Annotated in this window: 19 protein-coding genes; 18 read left to right on the top strand and 1 reads right to left on the bottom strand. The window is 56.1% G+C overall.

What is annotated here, in order from left to right; all coding sequences use genetic code 11:
* Positions 1-145: 145 nt before the first annotated feature.
* The 4 genes from dprA (at position 146) to AC2FLP_RS12915 (ending at position 5487) form a co-directional block, all read left to right on the top strand.
* A complete protein-coding gene (gene dprA / locus AC2FLP_RS12930; RefSeq protein ID WP_496684043.1) occupies positions 146-1270 on the top strand; it encodes a DNA-processing protein DprA in 1125 nt (374 codons plus the stop codon).
* 167 nt (positions 1271-1437) lie between these two features.
* Positions 1438-4065, top strand: coding sequence for a type I DNA topoisomerase (topA, locus tag AC2FLP_RS12925; RefSeq protein ID WP_496684045.1), 2628 nt, complete (start codon positions 1438-1440; stop codon positions 4063-4065).
* 91 nt (positions 4066-4156) lie between these two features.
* Positions 4157-4861, top strand: a complete 705-nt coding sequence (locus tag AC2FLP_RS12920) for a CoA transferase subunit A (protein ID WP_117872820.1) — start codon at positions 4157-4159, stop codon at positions 4859-4861.
* Positions 4861-5487, top strand: a complete 627-nt coding sequence (locus AC2FLP_RS12915; RefSeq protein WP_152457252.1) for a CoA transferase subunit B — start codon at positions 4861-4863, stop codon at positions 5485-5487. Before AC2FLP_RS12920 ends, AC2FLP_RS12915 begins: the two co-directional genes overlap by 1 nt.
* A 38-nt stretch (positions 5488-5525) precedes the next feature.
* On the opposite strand, the gene AC2FLP_RS12910 is transcribed toward AC2FLP_RS12915, so the two are convergent.
* Complete coding sequence (locus tag AC2FLP_RS12910) at positions 5526-6392, bottom strand: lytic transglycosylase domain-containing protein (protein ID WP_496684049.1); 867 nt, start codon at positions 6390-6392, stop codon at positions 5526-5528.
* A gap of 353 nt (positions 6393-6745) precedes the next feature.
* Here AC2FLP_RS12910 and AC2FLP_RS12905 point away from each other — a divergent pair, with 353 nt between their 5' ends.
* The 14 genes from AC2FLP_RS12905 to AC2FLP_RS12840 all read left to right on the top strand — a co-directional run bounded on the left by AC2FLP_RS12905 (position 6746) and on the right by AC2FLP_RS12840 (position 21720).
* A complete protein-coding gene (locus AC2FLP_RS12905) occupies positions 6746-6976 on the top strand; it encodes a Flp family type IVb pilin (protein WP_117869713.1) in 231 nt (76 codons plus the stop codon).
* A 312-nt stretch (positions 6977-7288) separates the two neighbouring features.
* Positions 7289-7528, top strand: a complete 240-nt coding sequence (locus AC2FLP_RS12900) for a hypothetical protein (RefSeq protein ID WP_117869714.1) — start codon at positions 7289-7291, stop codon at positions 7526-7528.
* A 291-nt stretch (positions 7529-7819) separates the two neighbouring features.
* On the top strand, positions 7820-8698 hold the full coding sequence (gene cpaB, locus AC2FLP_RS12895; protein WP_117869715.1) for a Flp pilus assembly protein CpaB: 879 nt from the start codon (positions 7820-7822) through the stop codon (positions 8696-8698).
* 195 nt (positions 8699-8893) lie between these two features.
* Positions 8894-10300: a type II and III secretion system protein family protein gene (locus tag AC2FLP_RS12890; RefSeq protein ID WP_299898593.1), complete on the top strand. Its 1407-nt coding sequence runs from the start codon at positions 8894-8896 to the stop codon at positions 10298-10300.
* A gap of 17 nt (positions 10301-10317) precedes the next feature.
* Positions 10318-10947 carry an OmpA family protein gene (locus AC2FLP_RS12885; protein WP_117869717.1) on the top strand — a complete coding sequence of 210 codons (630 nt, stop codon included), beginning with the start codon at positions 10318-10320 and terminating at the stop codon, positions 10945-10947.
* A 199-nt stretch (positions 10948-11146) separates the two neighbouring features.
* Complete coding sequence (locus AC2FLP_RS12880) at positions 11147-12382, top strand: CpaE/TadZ family protein (RefSeq protein ID WP_496684054.1); 1236 nt, start codon at positions 11147-11149, stop codon at positions 12380-12382.
* A 24-nt stretch (positions 12383-12406) separates the two neighbouring features.
* A complete protein-coding gene (locus AC2FLP_RS12875) occupies positions 12407-13849 on the top strand; it encodes a TadA family conjugal transfer-associated ATPase (RefSeq protein WP_299898589.1) in 1443 nt (480 codons plus the stop codon).
* 11 nt (positions 13850-13860) lie between these two features.
* The gene (locus AC2FLP_RS12870) at positions 13861-14829 is read left to right on the top strand and encodes a type II secretion system F family protein (protein ID WP_117869719.1); all 969 of its coding nucleotides are present in this window, start codon (positions 13861-13863) and stop codon (positions 14827-14829) included.
* A gap of 10 nt (positions 14830-14839) precedes the next feature.
* On the top strand, positions 14840-15814 hold the full coding sequence (locus tag AC2FLP_RS12865; RefSeq protein WP_117869720.1) for a type II secretion system F family protein: 975 nt from the start codon (positions 14840-14842) through the stop codon (positions 15812-15814).
* A gap of 57 nt (positions 15815-15871) precedes the next feature.
* Complete coding sequence (locus AC2FLP_RS12860; RefSeq protein WP_496684057.1) at positions 15872-16414, top strand: tetratricopeptide repeat protein; 543 nt, start codon at positions 15872-15874, stop codon at positions 16412-16414.
* A gap of 30 nt (positions 16415-16444) precedes the next feature.
* Complete coding sequence (locus tag AC2FLP_RS12855) at positions 16445-17296, top strand: tetratricopeptide repeat protein (RefSeq protein ID WP_117869721.1); 852 nt, start codon at positions 16445-16447, stop codon at positions 17294-17296.
* Between the two features lie 3 nt (positions 17297-17299).
* Positions 17300-17845, top strand: coding sequence for a prepilin peptidase (locus AC2FLP_RS12850; protein WP_117869722.1), 546 nt, complete (start codon positions 17300-17302; stop codon positions 17843-17845).
* 115 nt (positions 17846-17960) lie between these two features.
* Positions 17961-19268 (top strand): DUF8689 domain-containing protein, encoded by a 1308-nt coding sequence (locus AC2FLP_RS12845; protein WP_117869723.1) that lies wholly within the window; start codon positions 17961-17963, stop codon positions 19266-19268.
* A gap of 40 nt (positions 19269-19308) precedes the next feature.
* Positions 19309-21720 carry a ligase-associated DNA damage response DEXH box helicase gene (locus AC2FLP_RS12840; protein WP_496684062.1) on the top strand — a complete coding sequence of 804 codons (2412 nt, stop codon included), beginning with the start codon at positions 19309-19311 and terminating at the stop codon, positions 21718-21720.
* Positions 21721-21724: the final 4 nt, after the last annotated feature.

Below are 21724 nucleotides of genomic sequence, written 5' to 3'. Positions count from 1 at the left end.
GGTATTTCTTTTATATTGTTTAATATCAAGATTTTATAGTCGCATCGCCTGACGATATTAAAATAAATATGTCAAATTTTCGACGATTCACAAGCTGTTAACCGCTTATCCCGTAGACCAGTTCTGTAACAAGGCGGAGCAACGGATGACCGAAGAGCAGCTTTCTTCCAATCACCCCCCACTCCCACCCACCACGGAAGAGGACCGGTTCTCGTGGCTTCGCCTGTTGCGTTCTCGCAAGGTCGGTCCGGCGACATTTCGTCGGCTGCTGCGCGAACATGGCTCAGCGCAGAACGCGCTGGCCGCGCTGCCTGAAATGGCACGCGCCGCCGGTATAACAGGGTATGAAACCTGCCCTCCCGGCGTGATCGAGGCGGAACTCAAGGCCGCAAGGGCCGCCAAAGCGCGGCTTTTGTGCCTTGGGTCCGCTGATTTTCCAACGACCCTGGATGATCTGAACGATGCCCCCCCGTTGCTTTGGGCAGTCGGGGATGTTTCGCTTCTGCAAAAACCATCGATTGCGATGGTCGGCGCGCGAAACTGTTCCTCGCTTGGCGCACGGATGGCGCGTGGCTTAGCCTCGGAGTTGGGCAGCAAGGGGTACGTGGTTGTGTCTGGTCTGGCGCGCGGTATCGACACGGCCGCACATATGGCCGCACTGGAGACAGGTACGGTGGCAGTCATGGCAGGCGGTGTCGATGTGATCTATCCCGCCGAAAACACGGAGCTGGCCCGCGACATCGCCTCCAGAGGCTTGCGGCTTTCTGAGCAGCCGATGGGTGTAACACCCCAGGCCCGTCACTTTCCGCGCCGAAATCGGATCATTTCGGGGCTTGCACAGGCCGTTGTCGTCGTCGAGGCCGCTGCCAAATCCGGGAGTCTGATAACAGCACGTGACGCGTTGGATCAGGGACGCGAGGTTCTGGCCGTTCCCGGCCATCCGTTCGACGCGCGGGCCGCCGGTTGCAATCTGTTGATTCGTGATGGCGCAACGCTGGTTCGATCCGCTGATGATGTTATTGAAGCGTTGCCCCGAACAAACGATTTGGTTTCACTACCGCCCGAACCTCCCTCTGCACCGATCGCGCGCCCCGCAAGGGACCTGCATGTGCAGATCCTCGAGCGACTCGGTCCCTCACCTATCGCTGAAGATCAATTGCTGCGGGATATCACGGTCTCAGCCGGTGAGCTTGGTCCGGCGCTGATCGACCTTGAACTTGATGGGCGAATCCAGCGTCAGCCTGGAGGTCTGCTGTCGCTGGCAAGTTGATCGAACCCTTGATCTGGCTGGTCCGGTTCCTGAATATCTGTGGTAGCGCACTGAAATCACGGCGCTTTTCCACCTGCAAAAGGAACGCATTGACAATTCCTGCTTGCCCCACACATTTTGCTCCACCATAGAAGGCGTCAAATTCGTCGAGCGAGGTTTCCCCTTAAATGCCCGTAGTTGTTGTAGAATCTCCGGCCAAAGCAAAAACAATCAATAAATATCTGGGGCCCGACTACACAGTTCTGGCCTCTTACGGCCATGTGCGGGACCTGCCGCCAAAGGACGGATCCGTCGATCCCGAACACGATTTCTCGATGAAATGGGAAGTGGGGAACGACAGCCGCAAGCATGTCAAAGCCATTGCTGACGCGCTGAAAGAAGACAACGCGCTGATCCTCGCCACTGACCCTGACCGGGAGGGCGAAGCAATCAGCTGGCACCTGCAGGAAGCGTTGACCAAACGCCGGTCGATCAAGAAAGACACGCCTGTCAGCCGCGTGACCTTCAACGCCATCACGAAAGAGGCTGTCACACAGGCAATGCAAAACCCGCGCCAGGTCGACATGCCGCTGGTTGAGGCCTATCTGGCCCGCCGTGCGCTGGACTATCTTGTGGGCTTCAACCTGTCTCCGGTTTTGTGGCGCAAATTGCCCGGCGCGAAGTCCGCTGGGCGCGTGCAGTCCGTCTGTTTGCGCCTGATCGTCGAACGCGAGATGGAAATCGAAGCGTTCAAACCGGTCGAATACTGGTCGGTCAGAGCACTGCTCGAGACGCCTCGTGGTCAGACCTATGAGGCGCGGCTGGTCACGCTGGCGGGCAAAAAGCTGGACAAGCATGATCTGGCCAACGCCACGCAGGCGGAACTGGCCGTTCAGGCCGTTACCAGCCGGGCACTGACCATAACCTCGGTCGAGGCCAAGCCTGCCGCCCGCAACCCCAGCGCACCATTTATGACCTCGACCTTGCAGCAGGAAGCAAGCCGCAAGTTCGGAATGGGCGCGCGCCACGCGATGCAAGTGGCGCAGCGGCTCTATGAGGCCGGATACATAACTTATATGCGGACCGACGGCATAGACATGGCGCCCGAGGCCGTTGCGGCAGCACGGGATGCCATCGCCGACCGCTTTGGCGCCGAATATGTTCCGGACAGCCCGCGCATCTACAAGAACAAGGCCAAGAACGCTCAGGAAGCGCACGAGTGTATCCGCCCGACAGATATGTCGCGCGACGCCAAGGCCTTGAAAGTCACGGACGAGGATCAGCGCAAGCTTTATGATCTGATCTGGAAACGTACCATTGCCTGTCAGATGGCAGCCGCCCGCCTGGAGCGCACGACCGTCGAGATTGGCAGCGATGACGGTCAGGTCGGCCTTCGCGCCACTGGCCAGGTCGTGATGTTCGATGGTTTCATGCGGGTGTACGAAGAAGGCCGGGATGACATTGCGGACGAGGACGAAAAGCGTCTGCCACAGATCACGCAGGGTGATCCAGCCCGTTTTGCCAAAACCTCTCTGAAGGATCAGTTCGCCAAGGCGACCAGCGACAGCGGGGACAAGGTTGCGAAAGAGGCGATCCTGTCCGAGAACGAATCTGTTCTGGCGCTGCAGCATCACACTCAACCACCCCCGCGTTATACCGAAGCGACGCTGGTCAAACGGATGGAAGAGCTGGGGATCGGGCGACCATCAACCTATGCCTCGATCGTCACGACGATTCAGGACCGGGAATATGTACGCAAGGACAAAAACCGGCTGATCCCCGAGGAAAAGGGGCGGATCGTTACGATCTTCTTGCTGAATTTCTTCCGGCAGTACGTAGGCTATGAGTTCACCGCCAATCTGGAAGAAGAGTTGGATGATGTCAGCGCCGGGGAACGCGACTACAAGGACCTGTTGGGCAAGTTCTGGCGTGATTTTTCAGCCGCGATTGGCGAGACGTCCGAGCTGCGGATTTCTGAAGTGTTGGACAGGCTCGACGAAGCTCTGGCTCCGCAGCTCTACCCGCCGCGCGAGGATGGGTCCGATCCGCGTATCTGCCCGAAATGCGGTACCGGTCAGTTGCACCTGAAGACCTCGCGGACCGGCGGGTTCGTTGGCTGCGGAAACTATCCGGAATGTACCTATACGCGTCCGATTGCAGGTGAAGGTGCGGAAGGCGACGAAAAACTGCTGGGCGAAGATGGTGGCGATGAGATCTGGTTGAAATCCGGCCGGTTCGGTCCTTACGTTCAGCGCGGCGAACCCACGCCCGAGAACAAAAAGCCGCCCCGCGCGTCGTTGCCGCGAGGGTGGAGCAAGGATGACATGGATCTGGAAAAGGCGCTGACGCTGCTGTCCCTGCCCCGTCAGATCGGCGAACACCCCGAGGGAGGCATGATCAGCGCTAATTTCGGACGGTTCGGCCCGTATTTGATGCATCAGTTGCCGGAAGAGGCGAAACCGGTTTACGCCAACCTCAAAGACCCCAATGACGTGTTCGAGATCGGCATGAACCGTGCCGTTGAATTGCTGGCCGAAAAACGCGCCAATCCCGGACGTGGACGACGAGCCGCAGCGAAACCCCTGAAGGAACTGGGCGAGCATCCCAATGGCGGAGCAATGCAGGTTCTCGACGGGCGCTATGGGCCATATGTGAAATGGGAGAAGGTCAACGCAACCATCCCCAAGGACATAAAACCCGAGGACGTGACGCAAGAAATGGCCATCGAACTGGTCAATGAACGCGCGACCAAGAAGGGCACCAAGAAAAAGGCGGCCCCCAAGAAGAAGGCCACAACCAAGAAGGCGGCGGGATAGGTAGAAATACCTCCCTCCTCCGGGTTTCATTGACTTCCCAATGACGTGGCGGCACAACCTGCCCATCACCATGTCATTGGGGGAGTTTTCCATGAAGAAAGTCTATGCCAATGCCACCGAGGCGCTCGATGGGGTGCTGTCGGATGGTATGCTGATCGCCGCAGGCGGGTTTGGCCTGTGCGGCATTCCGGAATTGTTGCTTGAGGCCATCAGGGAATCGGGCGTCAAAGACCTGACCTTTGCGTCAAACAACGCAGGCGTGGACGATTTCGGCATCGGCATCCTGCTGCAAACCAAGCAGGTCAAGAAAATGATCAGTTCGTATGTCGGTGAAAACGCAGAGTTCATGCGTCAATATCTGAGCGGCGAGTTGGAGCTGGAATTCAACCCGCAGGGCACTCTGGCGGAACGGATGCGCGCAGGTGGCGCGGGTATCCCCGGCTTCTACACAAAAACCGGCGTTGGCACCGTGATTGCCGACGGTAAGGAGCACAAGGACTTCAACGGCGAGACTTACATTCTTGAAGAGGGCATCTTCGCCGACCTGGCCATCGTCAAGGCGTGGAAGGCCGACGACACCGGCAACCTGGTGTTCCGCAAGACCGCCCGCAACTTCAATGTGCCGGCAGCGACATGCGGCAAGATCTGCGTGGCTGAAGTGGAAGAGATTGTTCCGCGTGGCGCGCTGGACCCCGACTGCATCCACCTGCCCGGTATCTATGTGCATCGCATCGTTCAGGGCAAACACGAAAAGCGCATTGAACAGCGCACCACCCGGAAGAAGGAGGAAGCATAATGCCCTGGGACCGCAATCAGATGGCCGCACGCGCGGCAGAGGAACTGGAAGACGGCATGTATGTGAACCTCGGCATCGGCATCCCGACGCTGGTGGCAAACTATGTGGGTGACAAGGACATCACTCTGCAATCGGAAAACGGCATGCTGGGCATGGGCCCCTTTCCTTTTGAGGGCGAAGAAGACCCAGACCTGATCAATGCGGGCAAGCAGACGATCACTGAATTGTCCCGCACGGCCTATTTCGACAGTGCCACATCCTTCGCCATGATCCGCGGCGGCAAGATCGCTGCGGCGATTCTGGGTGCAATGGAAGTGGATGAGAAAGGTGATCTGGCCAACTGGATGATTCCCGGAAAGCTGGTGAAAGGCATGGGCGGTGCAATGGATCTGGTCGCAGGCGTAGGCCGTGTGATTGTCGTGATGGACCACACCAACAAACATGGTGACAGTAAGGTCCTGAAGGAATGTACCCTGCCATTGACCGGAAAGGGCGTCGTAGATCGTATCATCACCAATCTGGGTGTGCTGGATGTGGTCGAAGGCGGTCTGAAAATCGTGGAACTGGCGGAAGGTGTCAGCGAAGACGAGCTACGCGCAGCAACAGAAGCGACAATCGTTTCCTGATCAATTGGAAAGGCCCGCCAGATCACGGCGGGCCTTTTTCAGTTTGACGTCTGAAAAACACAGCCATCGGAAATCAGGTCCGGCGGCGTCGTACACAAGGCCCGCGCGATCTGGAACGCGGCAAGGACCTTTGGCACATAGTCTCGGGTTTCAGCATAGGGCGGCACGCCGCTGTGTTTGCGTACGGCCCCCTCACCCGCGTTGTATCCAGCCAATACTAGTATTGGATCATTCCCGAACTCTTCCATCAGCCAGTTGAGGTATTTCACACCGCCTGCGATATTGTCAGAGGGCTGAAGACTGTCTTTCACCCCGAATCTGGCCGCCGTGGCGGGCATCAATTGCATGAGCCCTTGCGCGCCAGCAGAGCTGACAGCATCTGCACGTCCGGCTGATTCCACCGAAATCACCGCTAACACCAGCGCAGGTGAAACATTGGTTCCGACTGTGGAACGAAGGATCTCGATCCCGCGTTCCTTTGCGATGTTTTGCAGCGATTGCAGTCGCGGTGATCTTACGTTCGTCGCGGCTAGGGCGTTGATAGCTGCATCCAGCCGCCAGGCCCCGGCTTCATCCATGTGTGGTGAAACCCGGTTCCAGAATGCCTTGTACGACCCCTTGGGATCTCGTTTGGCTTCGACACCAGGCACCGCTGCCGGAGTGACCTTGGTGCGCGCGATGATTTCAGGGACCACCAGTTCAACGCCCGTACTGGGCGCTGAAGGGTTGGCTGCGTGTTCCTCCGGTGTGATTTGCACAGATACACGCGGGCGGTCGCCGGGTTTGGGGGCTTTGACTCGCTTGTATACGCCGCGCGGCTCTATCTCGGTCGCATTCACTGATGCGGTACCCGATATCAGAAACGCCAGCACACCGGCGCATTGGAGTGCGTTCCGGAGATTCATTTGCCTGCCTCGTGTTTTCTTTTTAGGCGATTTGAACCCTGAATCTTCTCGCAAGGCCAGAAAAACAAAGCGAATTGGGGCAGTTTCGCCTCATTTGGCGCAATTTTGCATCGCTATAGGGCCTTCACTTCAATCGATGATATTTTTTTACCATTTATTTTCAATAAGTTACTAAAATTATCACCAAAAAGTTAAGCTGCGCGAAAAAAAATCGGTGTTTGGCCCAATTCCTGCCACGCCCAACAGTCAAACATAGTCCCATACCGAGACGGACATGAGCGGACTGAGAGAGAAAGCTCTGAAAGACGCCGAGGTTTGTTAAACTTTTTTTGATCCTTTAGGAGGGACGTAACATGATCAAGTTCATCAAGAACTTCCGCAAAGACGAAGACGGCGCAGTAACAGTTGACTGGGTTGTTCTGACCGCAGCAGTCATCGGCCTGGCCGCAGTTGCATACCAGCAGATTTCGGCTGGCGCCACTGGCCTGGCAACCGGCGTAAACGAAGCGCTGAACGCCGCATCGCTGAGCACCGGCAGCAACACTGCGACAGGTGGTATCACCGGCGAAGGCAAAAGCAACTAAGTTGCTGCTCTAGAGAATTTTCAAGGCCGCGCTCAATGGGCGCGGCCTTTTTTTTGTGATCTGAAACTGCTTCATCCCAGGCGCACAGATTCCAGCCTGCGCGCAAGTCATGCAAAACTTCGCGACGCTCGGGGTGTTTTGTTGCAACCCCTGTGTTTCTTATGTCCCAATCAATCCGACACACGCGCGGTCTCTGCCTGAGACCGAAATTTTCTGCGAAATCAATATTTAGCCCAAATTTCGCCGTCCGCGCGAACCAGTTATGGACCAACCTGTCGGTGGCACTGACGCGACGTATTTGGAGATAAGCACATGTTCAGGTTCCTTAATCAGTTTAAATCTGACGAAGCAGGAGCGGTGACAGTTGACTGGGTGGTATTGACCGCCGTGGTCATAGGATTGTCGGGCGCGACCTACCTCGTAATCAGCTCAAGCGTCGACGGCATGGGCGGCAACATAAACGGGGCCATGAACAGTGCCGTTGTCAGCACCGGGTCGAACACTGCACCCTCGGGCATTATCACGGCAGGAACCGCCGGCGGCGGAAACTAAACCACAGCAGGTGTACGCCTCAGCTGTTTTCCAAAGACGTTACTCTTAACCGTTTCGACGCAAAGCGCTGCGCCCATGGGGTGCGGCGCTCTTTTGTTGCGCACGATCCGCTGGCAATCGTGAGGAAAGGCAACACTCACCATGAAGAATTGTGCGGAAGATGGCGTAGAATCTGACAATCAGGCACATTTGTCCCACATTTCGACACAATTTGCAGTTAGCAAATAGGCTGTTTCAATGTGGTTCCTTGGCCGCTAAGTAATCGACCAAACAAAAGAATGAGGTACACGCATGCGAGCAGTTTTCGGACTTGTCCTGATTGTCGGCGTTGCACTGGCCGGGGGCGCCGTTTACATGGCGCGAAACTATATTGCGGAATACCAAAGCGAGTTGGCACGCCAAAGACTTGCTGCAGAAGAAGCCCTGGCCAACGCCAAAGTCGACGTTGTTCCGACTGTCACTGTGTTTGTGTCGAACCGCGCCTTGAAATACGGCGAGCGGTTGACTGAGGAAGATATACGCGCTGTTGACTGGCCGGAAAACGCGATCCCGGAAGGTACTTTCAAGGAGCTTACAGCCCTGTTCCCCGTAAGCGGCGCAAATGAACGTTTCGTTTTGAGGGCAATGGAAAAGGACGAAGCGATCATGGAGGTCAAGATCACTCGTCCGGGCGAAAAAGCTGGCCTGACGTCACGTCTGGAAAAGGGTATGCGTGCCTTTGCGATCAGCGTTGACGTTGCTTCTGGCGTTTCGGGTTTCTTGCGACCCGGCGATAGTGTCGACATCTATTGGACGGGTTCCAGTGGAACCATCGAGGGGAGCAGCGGTGGTATCACCCGCCTGATCGAAACCAACGTGCAACTCATTGCCGTCGACCAGACCGCCGGTTCGGATGTCACCAACACAACGATTGCGCGCACAGTTACGGTTGCGGCCACACCGGAACAGGTCGCCGCATTGGCACAGGCCCAAAACACAGGGCGTCTTTCACTGGCTCTGGTTGGGGTACAGGATGAATCCGTTGCGTCTACGATTGAGGTGGACCAAAACAAGCTGCTGGGAATTCAGAAAACTGCCCCGGAACCCGAGGCAAAAGCCGAGAAGGTATGCACAACACGTATTCGCCGCGGTGGCGAAATCGTAAATGTACCGATCCCCTGTACAAATTGACGCCAATTCAGAACGTTACAGGTTCAGAGCCGCACCCTTGGTGCGGCTTATTTTTTTGCGATTGTTGCCAATTCCCCACATAAGGAAACTTACGGAAACCATTGATTATTGCAATAAATTCGGATTTCGCGCAGTCTCTCCACCTATAGGGCATAAGACCCAAAAAAACGAGGCGTGATCGGAGAGGCAGGTCACATGACAATACGTTCCTGGATCAGCGCAACCCTGCTGGGGTTGTCGCTTGTTATGGCCCCCATTGGCGACACCGCCTGGGCCGAAACTTTGCGCGTGGTGAAGAAAGGGACTGTGGAAACACTCGACGTCCCGATGAACCGCGCAATTGTCGTAGAAAGCGAGCAACCGTTTGCAGAGCTCAGCATTGCCAACGCCGGCATTGCAGATATCTCTTCATTGTCGGAGCGCACAATCTATGTTCTGGGTAAGGCCCCCGGCCTTACCACGCTGACGCTGTTTGATGGCGCTGGCAATTTGTTGGCCAACGTTCGCGTCCGCGTCGCACCAGATGTCACGGAGTTCAAGGAACGTCTGCGTCAGATCCTGCCCAACGAACCCATCGAGGTTCGCACGGCCAATGATGGCATTGTTTTGTCCGGCACAATCTCCAGCTCGGCAAAACTGGCGCGCGCTTTGGAACTGGCTGAAAGATATGCTCCCGAGCGTGTTTCCAACCTGATGTCGGTCGGTGGTGTTCAGCAGGTCATGCTGAAGGTCCGCTTTGCGGAAATGAACCGCTCGGTCGCCAAAAGCCTGACAGCGTCGCTTGGTTTCGGCGGAGGTGACGTTACCGGGGGCTTCAACACGCTCAATAACCAGTTCGCACTGAACAACGCTTTGTCGAACAACATTCCGGCCGTTCAGGCCAATACAGGCGCGATCCTGTTTGGTTTCGGCGCAGGCTCAACGCAAGTTCGCCTGTTGTTGGAAGCACTTGAAACCAAAGGGTTGGCCCGCAGTCTGGCTGAACCGAACCTGTCCGCCTTGTCAGGTCAGGAAGCTTCCTTCCTGGCCGGCGGTGAAGTTCCGATTCCGGTACCACAGGATGATGGCGTTGTTGCCATTGAATACAAAGCATTCGGCGTTGAGATGGACTTCATCCCACGCGTTGTTGACGGTGATCTGATCAATCTTGAAATGGGCACCGCTGTTTCAAGTATCGATCAGAGCTCGGATTTCACCATCAACGGCGACTCCGTACCCAGCTTCATCACGCGCCGGGCAAAAACAACGATTGAACTTCGGGATGGTGAAAGCTTTGCCATTGCCGGTTTGATCCAGGATAACTTCGCCGATTTGAGCAATCAGGTCCCATGGCTGGGTGATGTGCCCGTTCTTGGCGCGTTGTTCCGCAGCGCCGACTACCAGCGCGAGCAAAGCGAACTCGTGGTCATCATCACCGCGCATCTGGTTTCGCCAACTCGTGGAGAGACACTTGCCCTTCCCACCGATCGGGTAAAACCGCCCAGCGAATTTGACCTGTTCGTGAATGGCAGGGTCGCGCGCACACAACGCACTGGAGCCGGCGGAGCGTCAGAGGTTGCCAAGCAAGACTTCGGCAGCTCCTACGGCTACGTCCTAGATTGATCAGGAGGATAGGACCAATGCAGAAGTGGATTATCACACTGGGTCTTTCGGTCGCTGTCGCCGCGTGTACGCGTGAGGCCGGGTACGAGATCGATGCAGGCACTTTCGGAAACGCGACATTAAACAATGTCCAGGTTCAAAGCGGTGAATTGACCTATGCGCAGATTCTCAGCCGCCGGTTTGCCGCTGACGTGCCCAGCCAGGTGAACTTTGCGTTCAACAGCTCGCAACTGGATGCTTCGGCTCAGCGTATTCTGTTGCAACAGGCGGACTGGATCAAACAGTTTCCCGAAGCCCGTTTCCGCGTTTACGGACATACGGACGCTGTGGGATCAACCAGCTACAACAAAAGCCTTGGCTTACGCCGTGCACAGGCAGTCGTCGCGTTTTTGGGACAACAGGGTATCTCGCGCTCACGGCTTGAGGCGGTGGTGTCCTTTGGCAAGACGCAACCGCTGGTCGCAACGCAAAACCGGGATCGCAGGAACCGCAGAACGGTCACCGAAGTTTCAGGATTTGTTGACCGTAACCCGCAGCTTCTGGATGGCAAATATGCCGAAGTCATCTATCGCGAATATGTAGAAAGTGCGACCGCTGTAAGCCAGATTCAGGAAGTTGACGCCCAGGACGCTGGCAGCGGTGGATAATACGTTTGAAATGGGCGGCATCGTCGCCCATTTCCCTACAATTGGTTCTTTTGCGCCCAATTCTTGCCCAACTTCAAAGCAACATTGTGAACAATAGGGTGACCTGCGGCCAAATTTGACCGTATTGGGGCGACAGCACATCAATCTGGCGGATTTCGTTCATATGACATGCTGAGCCCTCACGACGAGGATAATGTTAATGACCAGCGCGACGCCGCAAGACGACAATACTGCAATCTTGGCCTGCACGATCAGTCGGGATGTTCAGAATTTCGACCTTTTGATCGAAGACATGGAAACCATCCTGGGCGAGCGCTGGGGGGATCTGGGATTTGCAGAAGCGTTGGCCTTTTTCAGCCAACCCGAAGCTGAAGCACTGGAATTTGTAGCTCTGGCTATCGACGGAGAAGATGAAGACAACCTTTCCCTGCTGGGTGAGATAATTACCCAAGCGAATGAAAAGAAAGTAAAAGTTGTTCTGATCGCCGAGGACGTTACTCCGGCTTCATTGCACCAACTGCTGCGCAAGGGCGCGGACGAGTTTGTGCCCTACCCTCTTCCGGAAGGTGAGTTGCAGGAAGCCATTGAGCGTATGAAGCAGCCAGACCCGGTTGCCGTGGCGCAAGCGGCTGCCGTTCCTCTGGCGGGTGGCGAATCAAAGGAAGGCGCCTTGTTTGTCGTTCAGGGCCTGGCAGGTGGTGTCGGAGCGACGACGCTGGCCGTTAACCTAGCTTGGGAACTGGCATGTGCCTCTGACAAGGACGCGCCAACTGTCTGCCTGATCGATCTGGACCTGCAATACGGTACCGTTTCCACCTACCTAGACCTGCCGCGGCGGGAAACAGTGTTTGAAATGTTATCGGACACGGATGCGATGGACAGCGAAGTGTTCTCGCAAGCTCTTCAAACATATGAAGAAAAATTGCAGGTTTTGACGGCCCCCTCTGATATGGTGCCGCTGGACCTGATTACTCCGGAAGACATTCAACGCGTGATTGACGTGTCGCGCGCGCATTTCGACTACGTCATTGTTGATATGCCGAAGACGCTTGTCCTGTGGTCTGAAACAGTTTTGCAGGCTGCCCATGTGTATTTCGCCATGATTGAGCTGGACATGCGGTCCGCCCAGAATGCCCTGCGCCTGAAGCGTGCTTTGCAGGCAGAGGAACTGCCATTCAACAAGTTGCGCTTTGCATTGAACCGGGCGCCGAAGTTTACCGACCTGAACGGAAAAAGCCGTGTGAAGCGCATGGGGGAAAGCCTTGGTATCTCCATCGACCTGCTACTGCCTGATGGTGGCAAACCGGTCATGCAAAGTGGGGATCACGGCCTGCCTCTGGCAAATGCGGCCGCCAAGAATCCGTTACGCCGGGAAATCGCAAAGCTGGCAAAGTCGCTTCACAGCCTTGGCAGCAGTGCCGAAGAAGCTGCGTAACATCATCCCAAGGGGGGATAAGCCGTGTTTTCAAGATACAAAAAGCAGCCCGTAGCGCAGCCCGTCAAAACGCCGGCGCAACAGCCCGAAACTGGGGCGTCCACAGCGCAAGAGACACCTGTTGCGACTGCCGTGGCCCGCAAGCCTGTGAAAAAGATTGCAGGTGAGGTCGCAAGCTCGGACCGGGATCGGAAACGCAAAGAGCGGCTGGGCGAGATCAAGATCGAACTACACCGCGAGTTGCTCGAAAACCTGAACCTGGCAGCACTGGAGAACGCTGGCGAATCGGAGTTGCGTGCTGAAATCAGTGCAATCGCCAGTGAAGTTCTGGAAACAAGAAACATTGTTCTGAACCGCGAAGACCGGTCCCAGCTGAACAAGGAACTTTATGACGAGGTAACGGGGCTTGGGCCGCTTGAAGCATTGCTTCAGGACGATACGGTCAACGATATTCTGGTGAACGGTCCACAACAGATCTTTGTGGAACGCTCCGGTAAGCTGGAAATCAGCGATATTACCTTCAAGGATGAAAAGCACCTGATGCGGATCATCGACAAGATCGTGTCCGCCGTGGGCCGTCGAGTTGACGAATCCAACCCGTATGTTGACGCCCGTCTGGCCGATGGCTCGCGTTTCAACGCTATGGTGCCACCGATTGCGGTGGACGGATCGCTTGTTTCCATTCGTAAGTTCAAGAAAGATAAGCTGGGCATTGACGATCTGGTCAATTTCGGGGCGTTCACCGAAGAAATGGCCGCCTATTTGCAGGCCGCCGTGTCCACCCGGCTGAATATCATCGTTTCCGGGGGTACGGGTTCTGGTAAAACGACCACGCTCAACGCCCTGTCCAGTTTCATCGACGACGCCGAGCGCATTCTGACCATCGAGGATACGGCGGAACTTCAGCTGCAACAGACGCATGTGGGCAGGATGGAAAGCCGCCCGCCCAACGTGGAAGGCAAAGGTGAGGTCAGTCCGCGTGACTGTCTGAAAAACGCCCTGCGTATGCGTCCTGACCGTATCATCGTGGGTGAGACGCGTGGTGCCGAGGTGATCGATATGTTGCAGGCCATGAACACAGGCCACGACGGATCGATGACCACGATCCACGCCAACTCGGCCCGGGACGGTATTTCACGTCTGGAAAACATGATCGCCATGGCCGGGATCGAAATGCCGATCAAAGCCGTCCGCAGTCAGATCGCTTCGGCTGTCAACCTGATCGTGCAGGCCAGTCGTCTGCAGGACGGTTCGCGCCGGATGACCTCGATCACCGAGATCACCGGGATGGAAGGTGACGTGATTTCCATGCAGGAAATATTTCGTTTTCAACGCGTTGGCCTGACACCCGACAACAAGATCATCGGACACTTTACCGCGACCGGCGTGCGCAGCCACTATTCGGAACGCTTCCGTCTATGGGGCTTTGATTTGCCAGCGTCCATCTACGACCCAACCACAATGTAGGAGAACCAGGTATGCAATTGCCTATGGAGGCGATCATTTATGTCGCCATCTTTGTGGGGGTTCTTGCCTTGGTCGAGGGCATCTATCTTGTCGCCTTCGGCAAGTCCATCAGCCTGAACAGCCGGGTCAACCGGCGTCTGGACATGCTGGAAAAGGGTGCTGGGCGCGAACAGGTACTGGAACAGCTGCGCAAAGAGATGCAGCAGCATATGAAGTCGCAGAGCATCCCTCTGTACTCACTGCTGGCAGACAAGGCGCAAAAGGCGGCAATCGCGTTCTCTCCACGTCAATTGATCATGATCATGGGTCTGGTATCCGCCATGGCCTTTGTCGGATTGAGCATTGGCACCGCTACGGACACGGCACTGCGCATCGTTGTTTCCATCGCAATCGGCATCGGTGGCGTTTACGCCTGGGTCAACCACAAGGCCAAGAAACGAATGGGTATGATCGAAGAACAACTGCCGGACGCGGTTGAACTGATGGTGCGATCTCTGCGTGTCGGAAATCCATTTGTATCGACAATTCAAGTGGTTGCAAACGAAGTCCAGGATCCGCTGGGAACCGAATTTGGCGTTATCGCCGATGAATGTGCCTATGGTCGCGATGTGGGCGAGGCCCTAAAGGACATGGCTGAACGTCTGGACATGCAGGATATGCGCTTTCTGGCCGTAGCCGTGGGTATTCAGCAGCAATCTGGCGGTAACCTTGCTGAGATATTGGCCGGATTGGCAAAGGTGATCCGTGCTCGTTTTCGCTTGTTCCGTCGCGTCAAGGCGATTACAGCCGAGGCACAATGGTCTGGTAAGTTCCTGTCCGGGTTTCCCGTCGCCTGTCTGATATTCATTCTGGTCAAGGACCCGGGCTATTACGACGATGTTTTGGATCACCCCTGGTTTATTCCCGCGTGTTTTGTTGTCGCTATCCTGCTGACATTGAACCTGATCGTCATGAAAATCATCACCAACATCAAGGTCTGAGGGCAGTACCATGGAATTCCTGACCAGCATCAATGACCTGTTGACCCAGCACTTGGGTGAGTTCGGCCCCCTGATCATTGTCGGCGTACTTGGCCTGATTTTGGTTCTGGTCGCTGTCACACTGATGATGAAGCAGCCGGAAGATCCCCTGAAGAAACTGCAAAGATCTAATGCTGCCCCTCCAAAGCAGAAAAAGGGGAAAAAAGAGCAGCTTCGAAACTCAAGCCGAAACGAACAGCTTGAGAAGTTCGCGACTTTTCTGGAGCCCAAGAACGAAGAAGAATATTCGGCAGTCGAGCTGAAACTGCGTCAGGCGGGCTACAGGTCGAAGGATTCAGTTCGGTTCTTTCACTTTGCGCAGTTTTCTTTGGGTATCCTTGGCATTTTCCTTGGTGTTATGTTGGTCACAGTCTTTTCCGGCGGCCAGGAGTTTACCGGAACACAGATGATGATCCGGGTGCTTGTTCCCGGCGCGATTGGCTATTTCGCACCAAAATACTGGATTACGCGCCGGGTTGAAGAACGGAAGGAAGCGATTACCGCCGGCTTTCCCGATACGCTCGACCTGATGCTCGTCTGCGTTGAGGCCGGTCAGTCGCTGGATCAGGCCATTGTTCGGGTAGCCGGTGAAATGAGTGCGTCGTATCCAGATATCGCGCAGGAATTCGAAACTGTCGCGCATGAAATGAAGGCTGGTAAGGACAAGGACACCGTCCTGCGTGATTTCGGCGTGCGATGTGGTGTGCAGGACGTGAACTCATTTGTTACCGTTATGATCCAATCGGCGACATTTGGCACATCGATTGCCGAGGCGTTGCGGGTTTACGCCGGTGAGATGCGCGACAAACGTGTGATGCGCGCCGAAGAGGCCGCGAACAAGTTGCCGACCAAGATGACTCTTGTCACAATGATGCTGACAGTACCGCCACTGCTGATTATTCTGATCGGCCCGTCGGCGAACGTTATTTCGAGTTTTGGACGCTAGGTCGGATAGAACCATATGAATGCTGAAATCAGGTGCTTCCCTTCCGGGTTTCGCCGAATGCTCCGGGCCACCATGGTTTTTGCCATGGTGGCTTCTTGCACAGAAGGCCTGTCACCTAACGGATTGGATGCACCGGGAATTGACGCCAAAGGTCAGGCCGAGGACAGCATCAAAGTCGGAAACAGATTGATGGCCGCCGGAGAATACGAACTGGCGCTTGAAACTTTTTCCCGGGCCGCGCTGGAGCAGGGTATGACGCCCCAGGTCCTGACTTCTCTGGGCACCGCGAATGTCGGACTCCGCCGCTTGGGTCAGGCCGAAAAACTGCTGCGCCGTGCTGTAGAAGACGACACGGACTGGCCCGTGGCGTGGAACAATCTCGGTGTCCTGCTGATGGAGAAACAGGAATACCCTGAAGCCGCGCAAGTGTTTCAGCGGGCCTATGCGTTGGACAATGGCGAAAGTGACGCAATCCGGGACAATCTGCGCTTAGCACTCGCAAAAATGGAAAATCCTGTTAATAATACACCACAAGAACAACAAGAATACACACTGGAGCAGCTTGGCGACGGGCAATTCACGCTACGCAAGATCCAGTAATTGAGGCGAGAGCAGTAAAGGACGCAAAAAATGCGCCAGCAATTCTTGATTCCGACTGTTGTTATCAGTGGTCTGATCCTTTCGGCCTGTGCAAAGGAAACCGAAGAGGAAAAGGTTGAACGCACATTCCAGGAAGTGAACGTAATTGACGAAACCAACCTGAACGATGTGCTTCTGAGCGCCGCTGATCCAAATGAGGCAGTGACCTATTTCCACGGTGCAGCACTCAAAAACCCGGACCGGATCGATCTTCAGCGTGGACTGGCAATTTCCTTGGGCCGTGCCAAACGCACGACCGAAGCCGTAACCGCGTGGAAGCGCGTTACGACGATGAAAGGCACGAATGCCGCGGACAAGGTCGAATACGCGGACGCACTAGTCCGAAACGGAGACTGGTCGCAGGCCAAAACGGTTCTGGATTCGGTCCCCCCGACCTTTGAAACCTTCAAACGGTATCGCCTTGAAGCCGTGGTTGCGGATTCCCGGAAAGAGTGGAAGCGCGCGGATCATTTCTATGAAACCGCTGTCGGACTGACGACACGTCCAGGCAGTGTGATGAACAACTGGGGGTATTCCAAACTGACCCGCGGCCAATATGCCGAAGCTGAGCGGTTGTTCTCGGATGCAATCCGCCAGGACAACTCATTGTTTACCGCAAAGAACAACCTTGTTTTGGCCCGATCAGCGCAAGGCAACTATAGCCTGCCAGTCGTCCCCATGACTCAGGTTGAACGGGCGCGCTTGCTGAACACAATGGGTATTTCAGCAGTCAAACAGGGCGATATAACAACTGCCAAGAACCTGTTCCGTGAAGCCATTTCAACCCACCCGCAGCATTTCGACGAGGCAGTCCGCTCGCTTCGGGCGCTTGAAGGGGCCTGACACATGCAAATACCTGCAGTGGCCGCGGCTTGGTTCCTGCCGTTTGTGCTGCCGATCTGCTTTTACGTGGCATTCACGGATATGCGTGAGATGCGGATCAAGAACCATGCAGTCCTTGCGCTGGCACTGGTTTACATTGTGATAGGTCTGATCGTCCTCCCACCCTGGTCCACAGGCGGCATCAGCGGCAACCTGGGGCCGTTCACCGTGTCGATGCCGGTCTATTTCTGGCAACTTCTGCATATCGTCGTGGTCCTGGTAATTGGTATCTTCCTGAATGCTGCAGGCACCATGGGCGCTGGCGACGCCAAGTTTCTGGCTGCCGCGTCGGCGTTTGTATGGCTCGGCGATTTTAGAATTGTGCTGGTGATCGTGACCGCCTGCATTCTGGCTGCCGTGGTCACTCATCGTTTGGCCAAAATCACAAAGCTGCGCACCATTGCGCCGCATTGGGAAAGCTGGGATCGAGGCAAACAGTTTCCGATGGGGTTCGCCTTGGGCGGATCGCTCGCCATGTACCTGATTTTGGGCACTGTTCTCGGATCGTAAACTATCATCAGCGCGCCTTTTCGCTGCCTTTGTCCCGCCACAAAGCTGGTTCATTTTTTTCAAGACGCCCATTTTTGGGTTCTTGGCGTGACATTTTGATGGACGAGCACCGCGCATGAATATGCAGACTTCCTCTGTTATGGCCCCCCCTGCCCCCAAGGGTCTGGGCGAAATGAAGCTTCCGCTTGTAATGATGCGGGATATTCTGCTGAAGACGATTTTCCGCAAAAACGCGAGCACCGTGTCGGAAGTGGCCGAAGCCATCTGTCTTCCCACTTCGGTTACTCAGGAACTGATCGACATCGCGCGCGATCAGAAACTGCTTGAAGCGACCGGGACACTGAACGCCAATAGCGGCAATGAGATGGGGTATCAGCTGACCGATGCGGGCAAGGCCCGTTCGCTGGATGCGCTGAGCCAATCCGAGTATTTTGGTGCGATGCCGGTGCCGCTGGATGTCTATCGCGAGCAGGTTAAACGCCAGTCGATCCGCAATATTCAGGTCACGCGAGAACAACTCGTAGGTGCAATGGGCCATCTGGTCCTACCCGACAGCCTGCTGGATCATCTGGGCCCTGCGGTCAGCGCGGGCCGGTCGATTTTGATGTATGGTCCCCCGGGCAACGGTAAATCCTCAATCTCGAACGGTGTACGGGACGCACTGGGCGATAATGTTTATGTGCCCTACGCCATCGAATACTCGGGGCAGGTGATCACGGTTTATGACCCGATCGTTCACACGGCGATCCAACAGGAGCCGGATGATCCCAACAGCCTGCGCCGTCGCAAGCGGTTCGATTCCCGCTATGTGCAATGTGAACGCCCCACCGTTGTAACCGGTGGTGAACTGTCGCTCAGCATGTTGGATCTGGTCTACAACCCAACCGCACGAACCTATCAGGCCCCGTTGCAGCTGAAATCCACCGGTGGCATCTTCATCGTGGACGACCTTGGCCGTCAGGCCGAGCCGCCGCAGGCGCTGGTCAACCGTTGGATCGTCCCGCTGGAGGAAAACAAGGATATCCTCGGCCTGCAATCGGGTGAAAAATTCGAAGTACCCTTCGACACGCTGGTCATCTTCTCGACCAACTTCCACCCGAACGAGATCTTCGACCAAGCCGCCTTGCGTCGAATCTTCTTCAAGATCAAGATTGACGGCCCGAACCAGGAAAACTTCCTGAAAATTTTCGCCATGGTGGCCCGCAAACGAGGAATACCACTAGACGAGGCGGCACTGGTACACCTGCTGAAGGTCAAGTATCCGACTATCGACAATATCTATGCCAACTATCAGCCGATCTTCCTGATCGACCAGATGATCTCGATCTGCGAGTTCGAGGGCATACCTTATCAGATGAGCCCGGACCTGATTGACCGTGCCTGGGCCAATATGTTCGTCAAAGACGAGAAAATCGTCAAATAACGCCGTGCCAATTCCTCCTCCGGGCGGGTAATCTGTGACCATGACGCAGATTCCCGCTCGGATTGATACGTGGTTTTCCACCAAAGGCTGGTCCATCCACCCACATCAACAAGAGATGTTCGATCGGGCGAAGGACCCGTCAACCTTGCTGATCGCCCCAACCGGTGGCGGCAAGACCATGGCCGGTTTTCTACCTTCCCTGTCCGAGCTGGCCGACGGTGGCCATGGCGGATTGCACACGATCTATGTCTCTCCCCTGAAGGCCCTGGCAGCTGATATCAAACGTAACCTGCGCACCCCGGTGGACGAGATCGGCCTGCCTATTCGGATCGAGGATCGCACCGGGGACACCTCAGCCACACAGAAGAAACGCCAAAGGGCCGACCCGCCCCATATCCTGCTGACCACACCCGAAAGTCTGGCGCTGCTGACCTCTTACGAAGATTCGCCGCGCATGTTCGACGGCGTGCAACGGATCATCGTCGACGAAATCCACGCGCTGGCGGAAAGCAAGCGCGGCGATCAACTGATACTGGCCCTGGCGCGTCTTCAGCGTCTCAACCCGGATCTGCGCCGTGTTGGTTTGTCAGCCACGGTCGAAGACCCCGCAGCGATTGCCCACTTTCTGGCGCGCCACCCGGACCCCTGCCGGATCGTGCAGGCCGACCCCGGCCCGGACCCGGACATACAGATGCTGGAAACAACCGAAATGCCGCCCTGGTCCGGCGGCGGTGCGGCTTATTCGATTCCGGCAGTGTTGGAACAAATCCGGCGGCACAAGACTACGCTGATCTTTCACAACACCCGCGCGCAGGCCGAGATCTACTTTCACAATCTGTGGTTGGCAAATGACGACGGCCTGCCCATCGGCGTCCATCATGGCAGTCTTGACCGACAGCAACGCGAGCGGGTCGAGGCAGCGATGGTGCGTGGCGACTTGCGTGCTATAGTCTGCACCGGCTCGCTGGATCTGGGCATTGATTGGGGCGATGTCGAACTGGTGATTCAGATCGGTGCGCCCAAGAACGTCAAACGGCTGGTGCAAAGGATTGGACGAGCCAACCACCGCTATAACGCGCCTTCCAAGGCACTACTGGTACCTGCTAACCGGTTTGAAGTTGTCGAATGCATTGCAGCGCTCGAGGCTGCCAAGGCTCATGACCTGGACGGGGAACCCCGAGGCCCCGGCCCTCGCGATGTGTTGTGCCAGCACATTCTGATTGCGGCCTGCGCCGGGCCTTTTGACGCCGATGACCTTTATGCTGAGATGACATCCGCCGGGCCTTTTGCGCAGTTGACGCGACCCGAGTTTGACGCCTGTCTGGATTTCTGTGCCACCGGGGGTTACGCCTTGCGCGCCTATGATCGCTGGCAAAGATTGCAGCAGCGTGCCGACGGGCAATGGCAATTGCGCGATCCTCGCGCAACGTCACGCATTCGCATGAACTTGGGCACGATTCAGGATACCGACACCCTGAAGGTACGCCTGAAGCGCAGCCGTGGTGGAAAACCGTTGGGAGAAGTTGAAGAAGCCTTTGCTGCTTCGCTGACCCCCGGCGATACCTTCCTGATCGGTGGGCAGATCGTGCGCTATGAGGGCCTGCGCGAAATGGTGGTCGAAGTCAGCCGTCGCGCAGATCGCAAACCAAAGATCGCGACCTTCTCGGGTACGAAGTTTGCAACCTCCACGCAACTCAGTGACCGCATTCTGCGCATGTTCGCCCAAACTGACTGGCCGCACCTGCCTTCACACACGGCTGATTGGTTGGACTTACAGCGCCAAGTGTCTCGCCTGCCTCAGCGCGATCGTTTGCTGATCGAAAGCTTTCCAAGTGACGGGCGAGAGCATCTGTGCGTTTACGGTTTCGCCGGGCGCAACGCGCAACAGACATTGGGCCTGCTGCTGACAAAGCGAATGGAGGAAACCGGTTTGGCCCCGTTGGGGTTTGTAGCCACAGACTATGCCACGCTGATTTGGGGGCTGGACGCAGTCACTGACCCTCGCCCTTTGTTTCAACCCGAAGCGCTGCGTGAGGGGCTGGACACCTGGCTGGCAGGCAACGCGGTTATGAAGCGTACCTTTCGCGCGTCGGCAACAATTGCCGGTCTGATCGAACGCAACACGGGCGGGCAACGCAAAAGCGGACGGCAAGCCACATTTTCGTCGGATATTCTCTATGACACACTACTGAAATATGATCCCGATCATCTGTTGATGCAGATCACTCGCGAAGAAGCCATGCGCGGGCTGGTTGACTTCGGTCGTATCGAGGCGATGCTGGCCCGCATCGGAGACCGCATCGACCTGCTGCGTCTGGACCACGTTTCCCCACTTGCCGCGCCGCTGTTTCTTGAAGTTGGAAAGGTGCCTGTCAAAGGTGCAGCCGAGGAAAGGCTGCTTGCAGAAGAAAGCGCGCGCCTGCTTGAGACCGCCGGGTTGGACCAGCTTTGATCCC

This window comes from Ruegeria sp. CDSA141, from assembly GCF_059612005.1.
This window is presented reverse-complemented; position numbering and strand designations above follow the sequence as displayed.

What these genes read in the sequence shown, in the direction of transcription:
- dprA (WP_496684043.1), top strand. Translation starts at nt 146, where the DNA reads ATGACCGAAGAGCAGCTTTCTTCCAATCACCCCCCACTCCCACCCACC.
- topA (WP_496684045.1), top strand. Translation starts at nt 1,438, where the DNA reads ATGCCCGTAGTTGTTGTAGAATCTCCGGCCAAAGCAAAAACAATCAAT.
- AC2FLP_RS12920 (WP_117872820.1), top strand. Translation starts at nt 4,157, where the DNA reads ATGAAGAAAGTCTATGCCAATGCCACCGAGGCGCTCGATGGGGTGCTG.
- AC2FLP_RS12915 (WP_152457252.1), top strand. Translation starts at nt 4,861, where the DNA reads ATGCCCTGGGACCGCAATCAGATGGCCGCACGCGCGGCAGAGGAACTG.
- AC2FLP_RS12910 (WP_496684049.1), bottom strand. Translation starts at nt 6,392, where the DNA reads ATGAATCTCCGGAACGCACTCCAATGCGCCGGTGTGCTGGCGTTTCTG.
- AC2FLP_RS12905 (WP_117869713.1), top strand. Translation starts at nt 6,746, where the DNA reads ATGATCAAGTTCATCAAGAACTTCCGCAAAGACGAAGACGGCGCAGTA.
- AC2FLP_RS12900 (WP_117869714.1), top strand. Translation starts at nt 7,289, where the DNA reads ATGTTCAGGTTCCTTAATCAGTTTAAATCTGACGAAGCAGGAGCGGTG.
- cpaB (WP_117869715.1), top strand. Translation starts at nt 7,820, where the DNA reads ATGCGAGCAGTTTTCGGACTTGTCCTGATTGTCGGCGTTGCACTGGCC.
- AC2FLP_RS12890 (WP_299898593.1), top strand. Translation starts at nt 8,894, where the DNA reads ATGACAATACGTTCCTGGATCAGCGCAACCCTGCTGGGGTTGTCGCTT.
- AC2FLP_RS12885 (WP_117869717.1), top strand. Translation starts at nt 10,318, where the DNA reads ATGCAGAAGTGGATTATCACACTGGGTCTTTCGGTCGCTGTCGCCGCG.
- AC2FLP_RS12880 (WP_496684054.1), top strand. Translation starts at nt 11,147, where the DNA reads ATGACCAGCGCGACGCCGCAAGACGACAATACTGCAATCTTGGCCTGC.
- AC2FLP_RS12870 (WP_117869719.1), top strand. Translation starts at nt 13,861, where the DNA reads ATGCAATTGCCTATGGAGGCGATCATTTATGTCGCCATCTTTGTGGGG.
- AC2FLP_RS12865 (WP_117869720.1), top strand. Translation starts at nt 14,840, where the DNA reads ATGGAATTCCTGACCAGCATCAATGACCTGTTGACCCAGCACTTGGGT.
- AC2FLP_RS12860 (WP_496684057.1), top strand. Translation starts at nt 15,872, where the DNA reads ATGCTCCGGGCCACCATGGTTTTTGCCATGGTGGCTTCTTGCACAGAA.
- AC2FLP_RS12855 (WP_117869721.1), top strand. Translation starts at nt 16,445, where the DNA reads ATGCGCCAGCAATTCTTGATTCCGACTGTTGTTATCAGTGGTCTGATC.
- AC2FLP_RS12850 (WP_117869722.1), top strand. Translation starts at nt 17,300, where the DNA reads ATGCAAATACCTGCAGTGGCCGCGGCTTGGTTCCTGCCGTTTGTGCTG.
- AC2FLP_RS12845 (WP_117869723.1), top strand. Translation starts at nt 17,961, where the DNA reads ATGAATATGCAGACTTCCTCTGTTATGGCCCCCCCTGCCCCCAAGGGT.
- AC2FLP_RS12840 (WP_496684062.1), top strand. Translation starts at nt 19,309, where the DNA reads ATGACGCAGATTCCCGCTCGGATTGATACGTGGTTTTCCACCAAAGGC.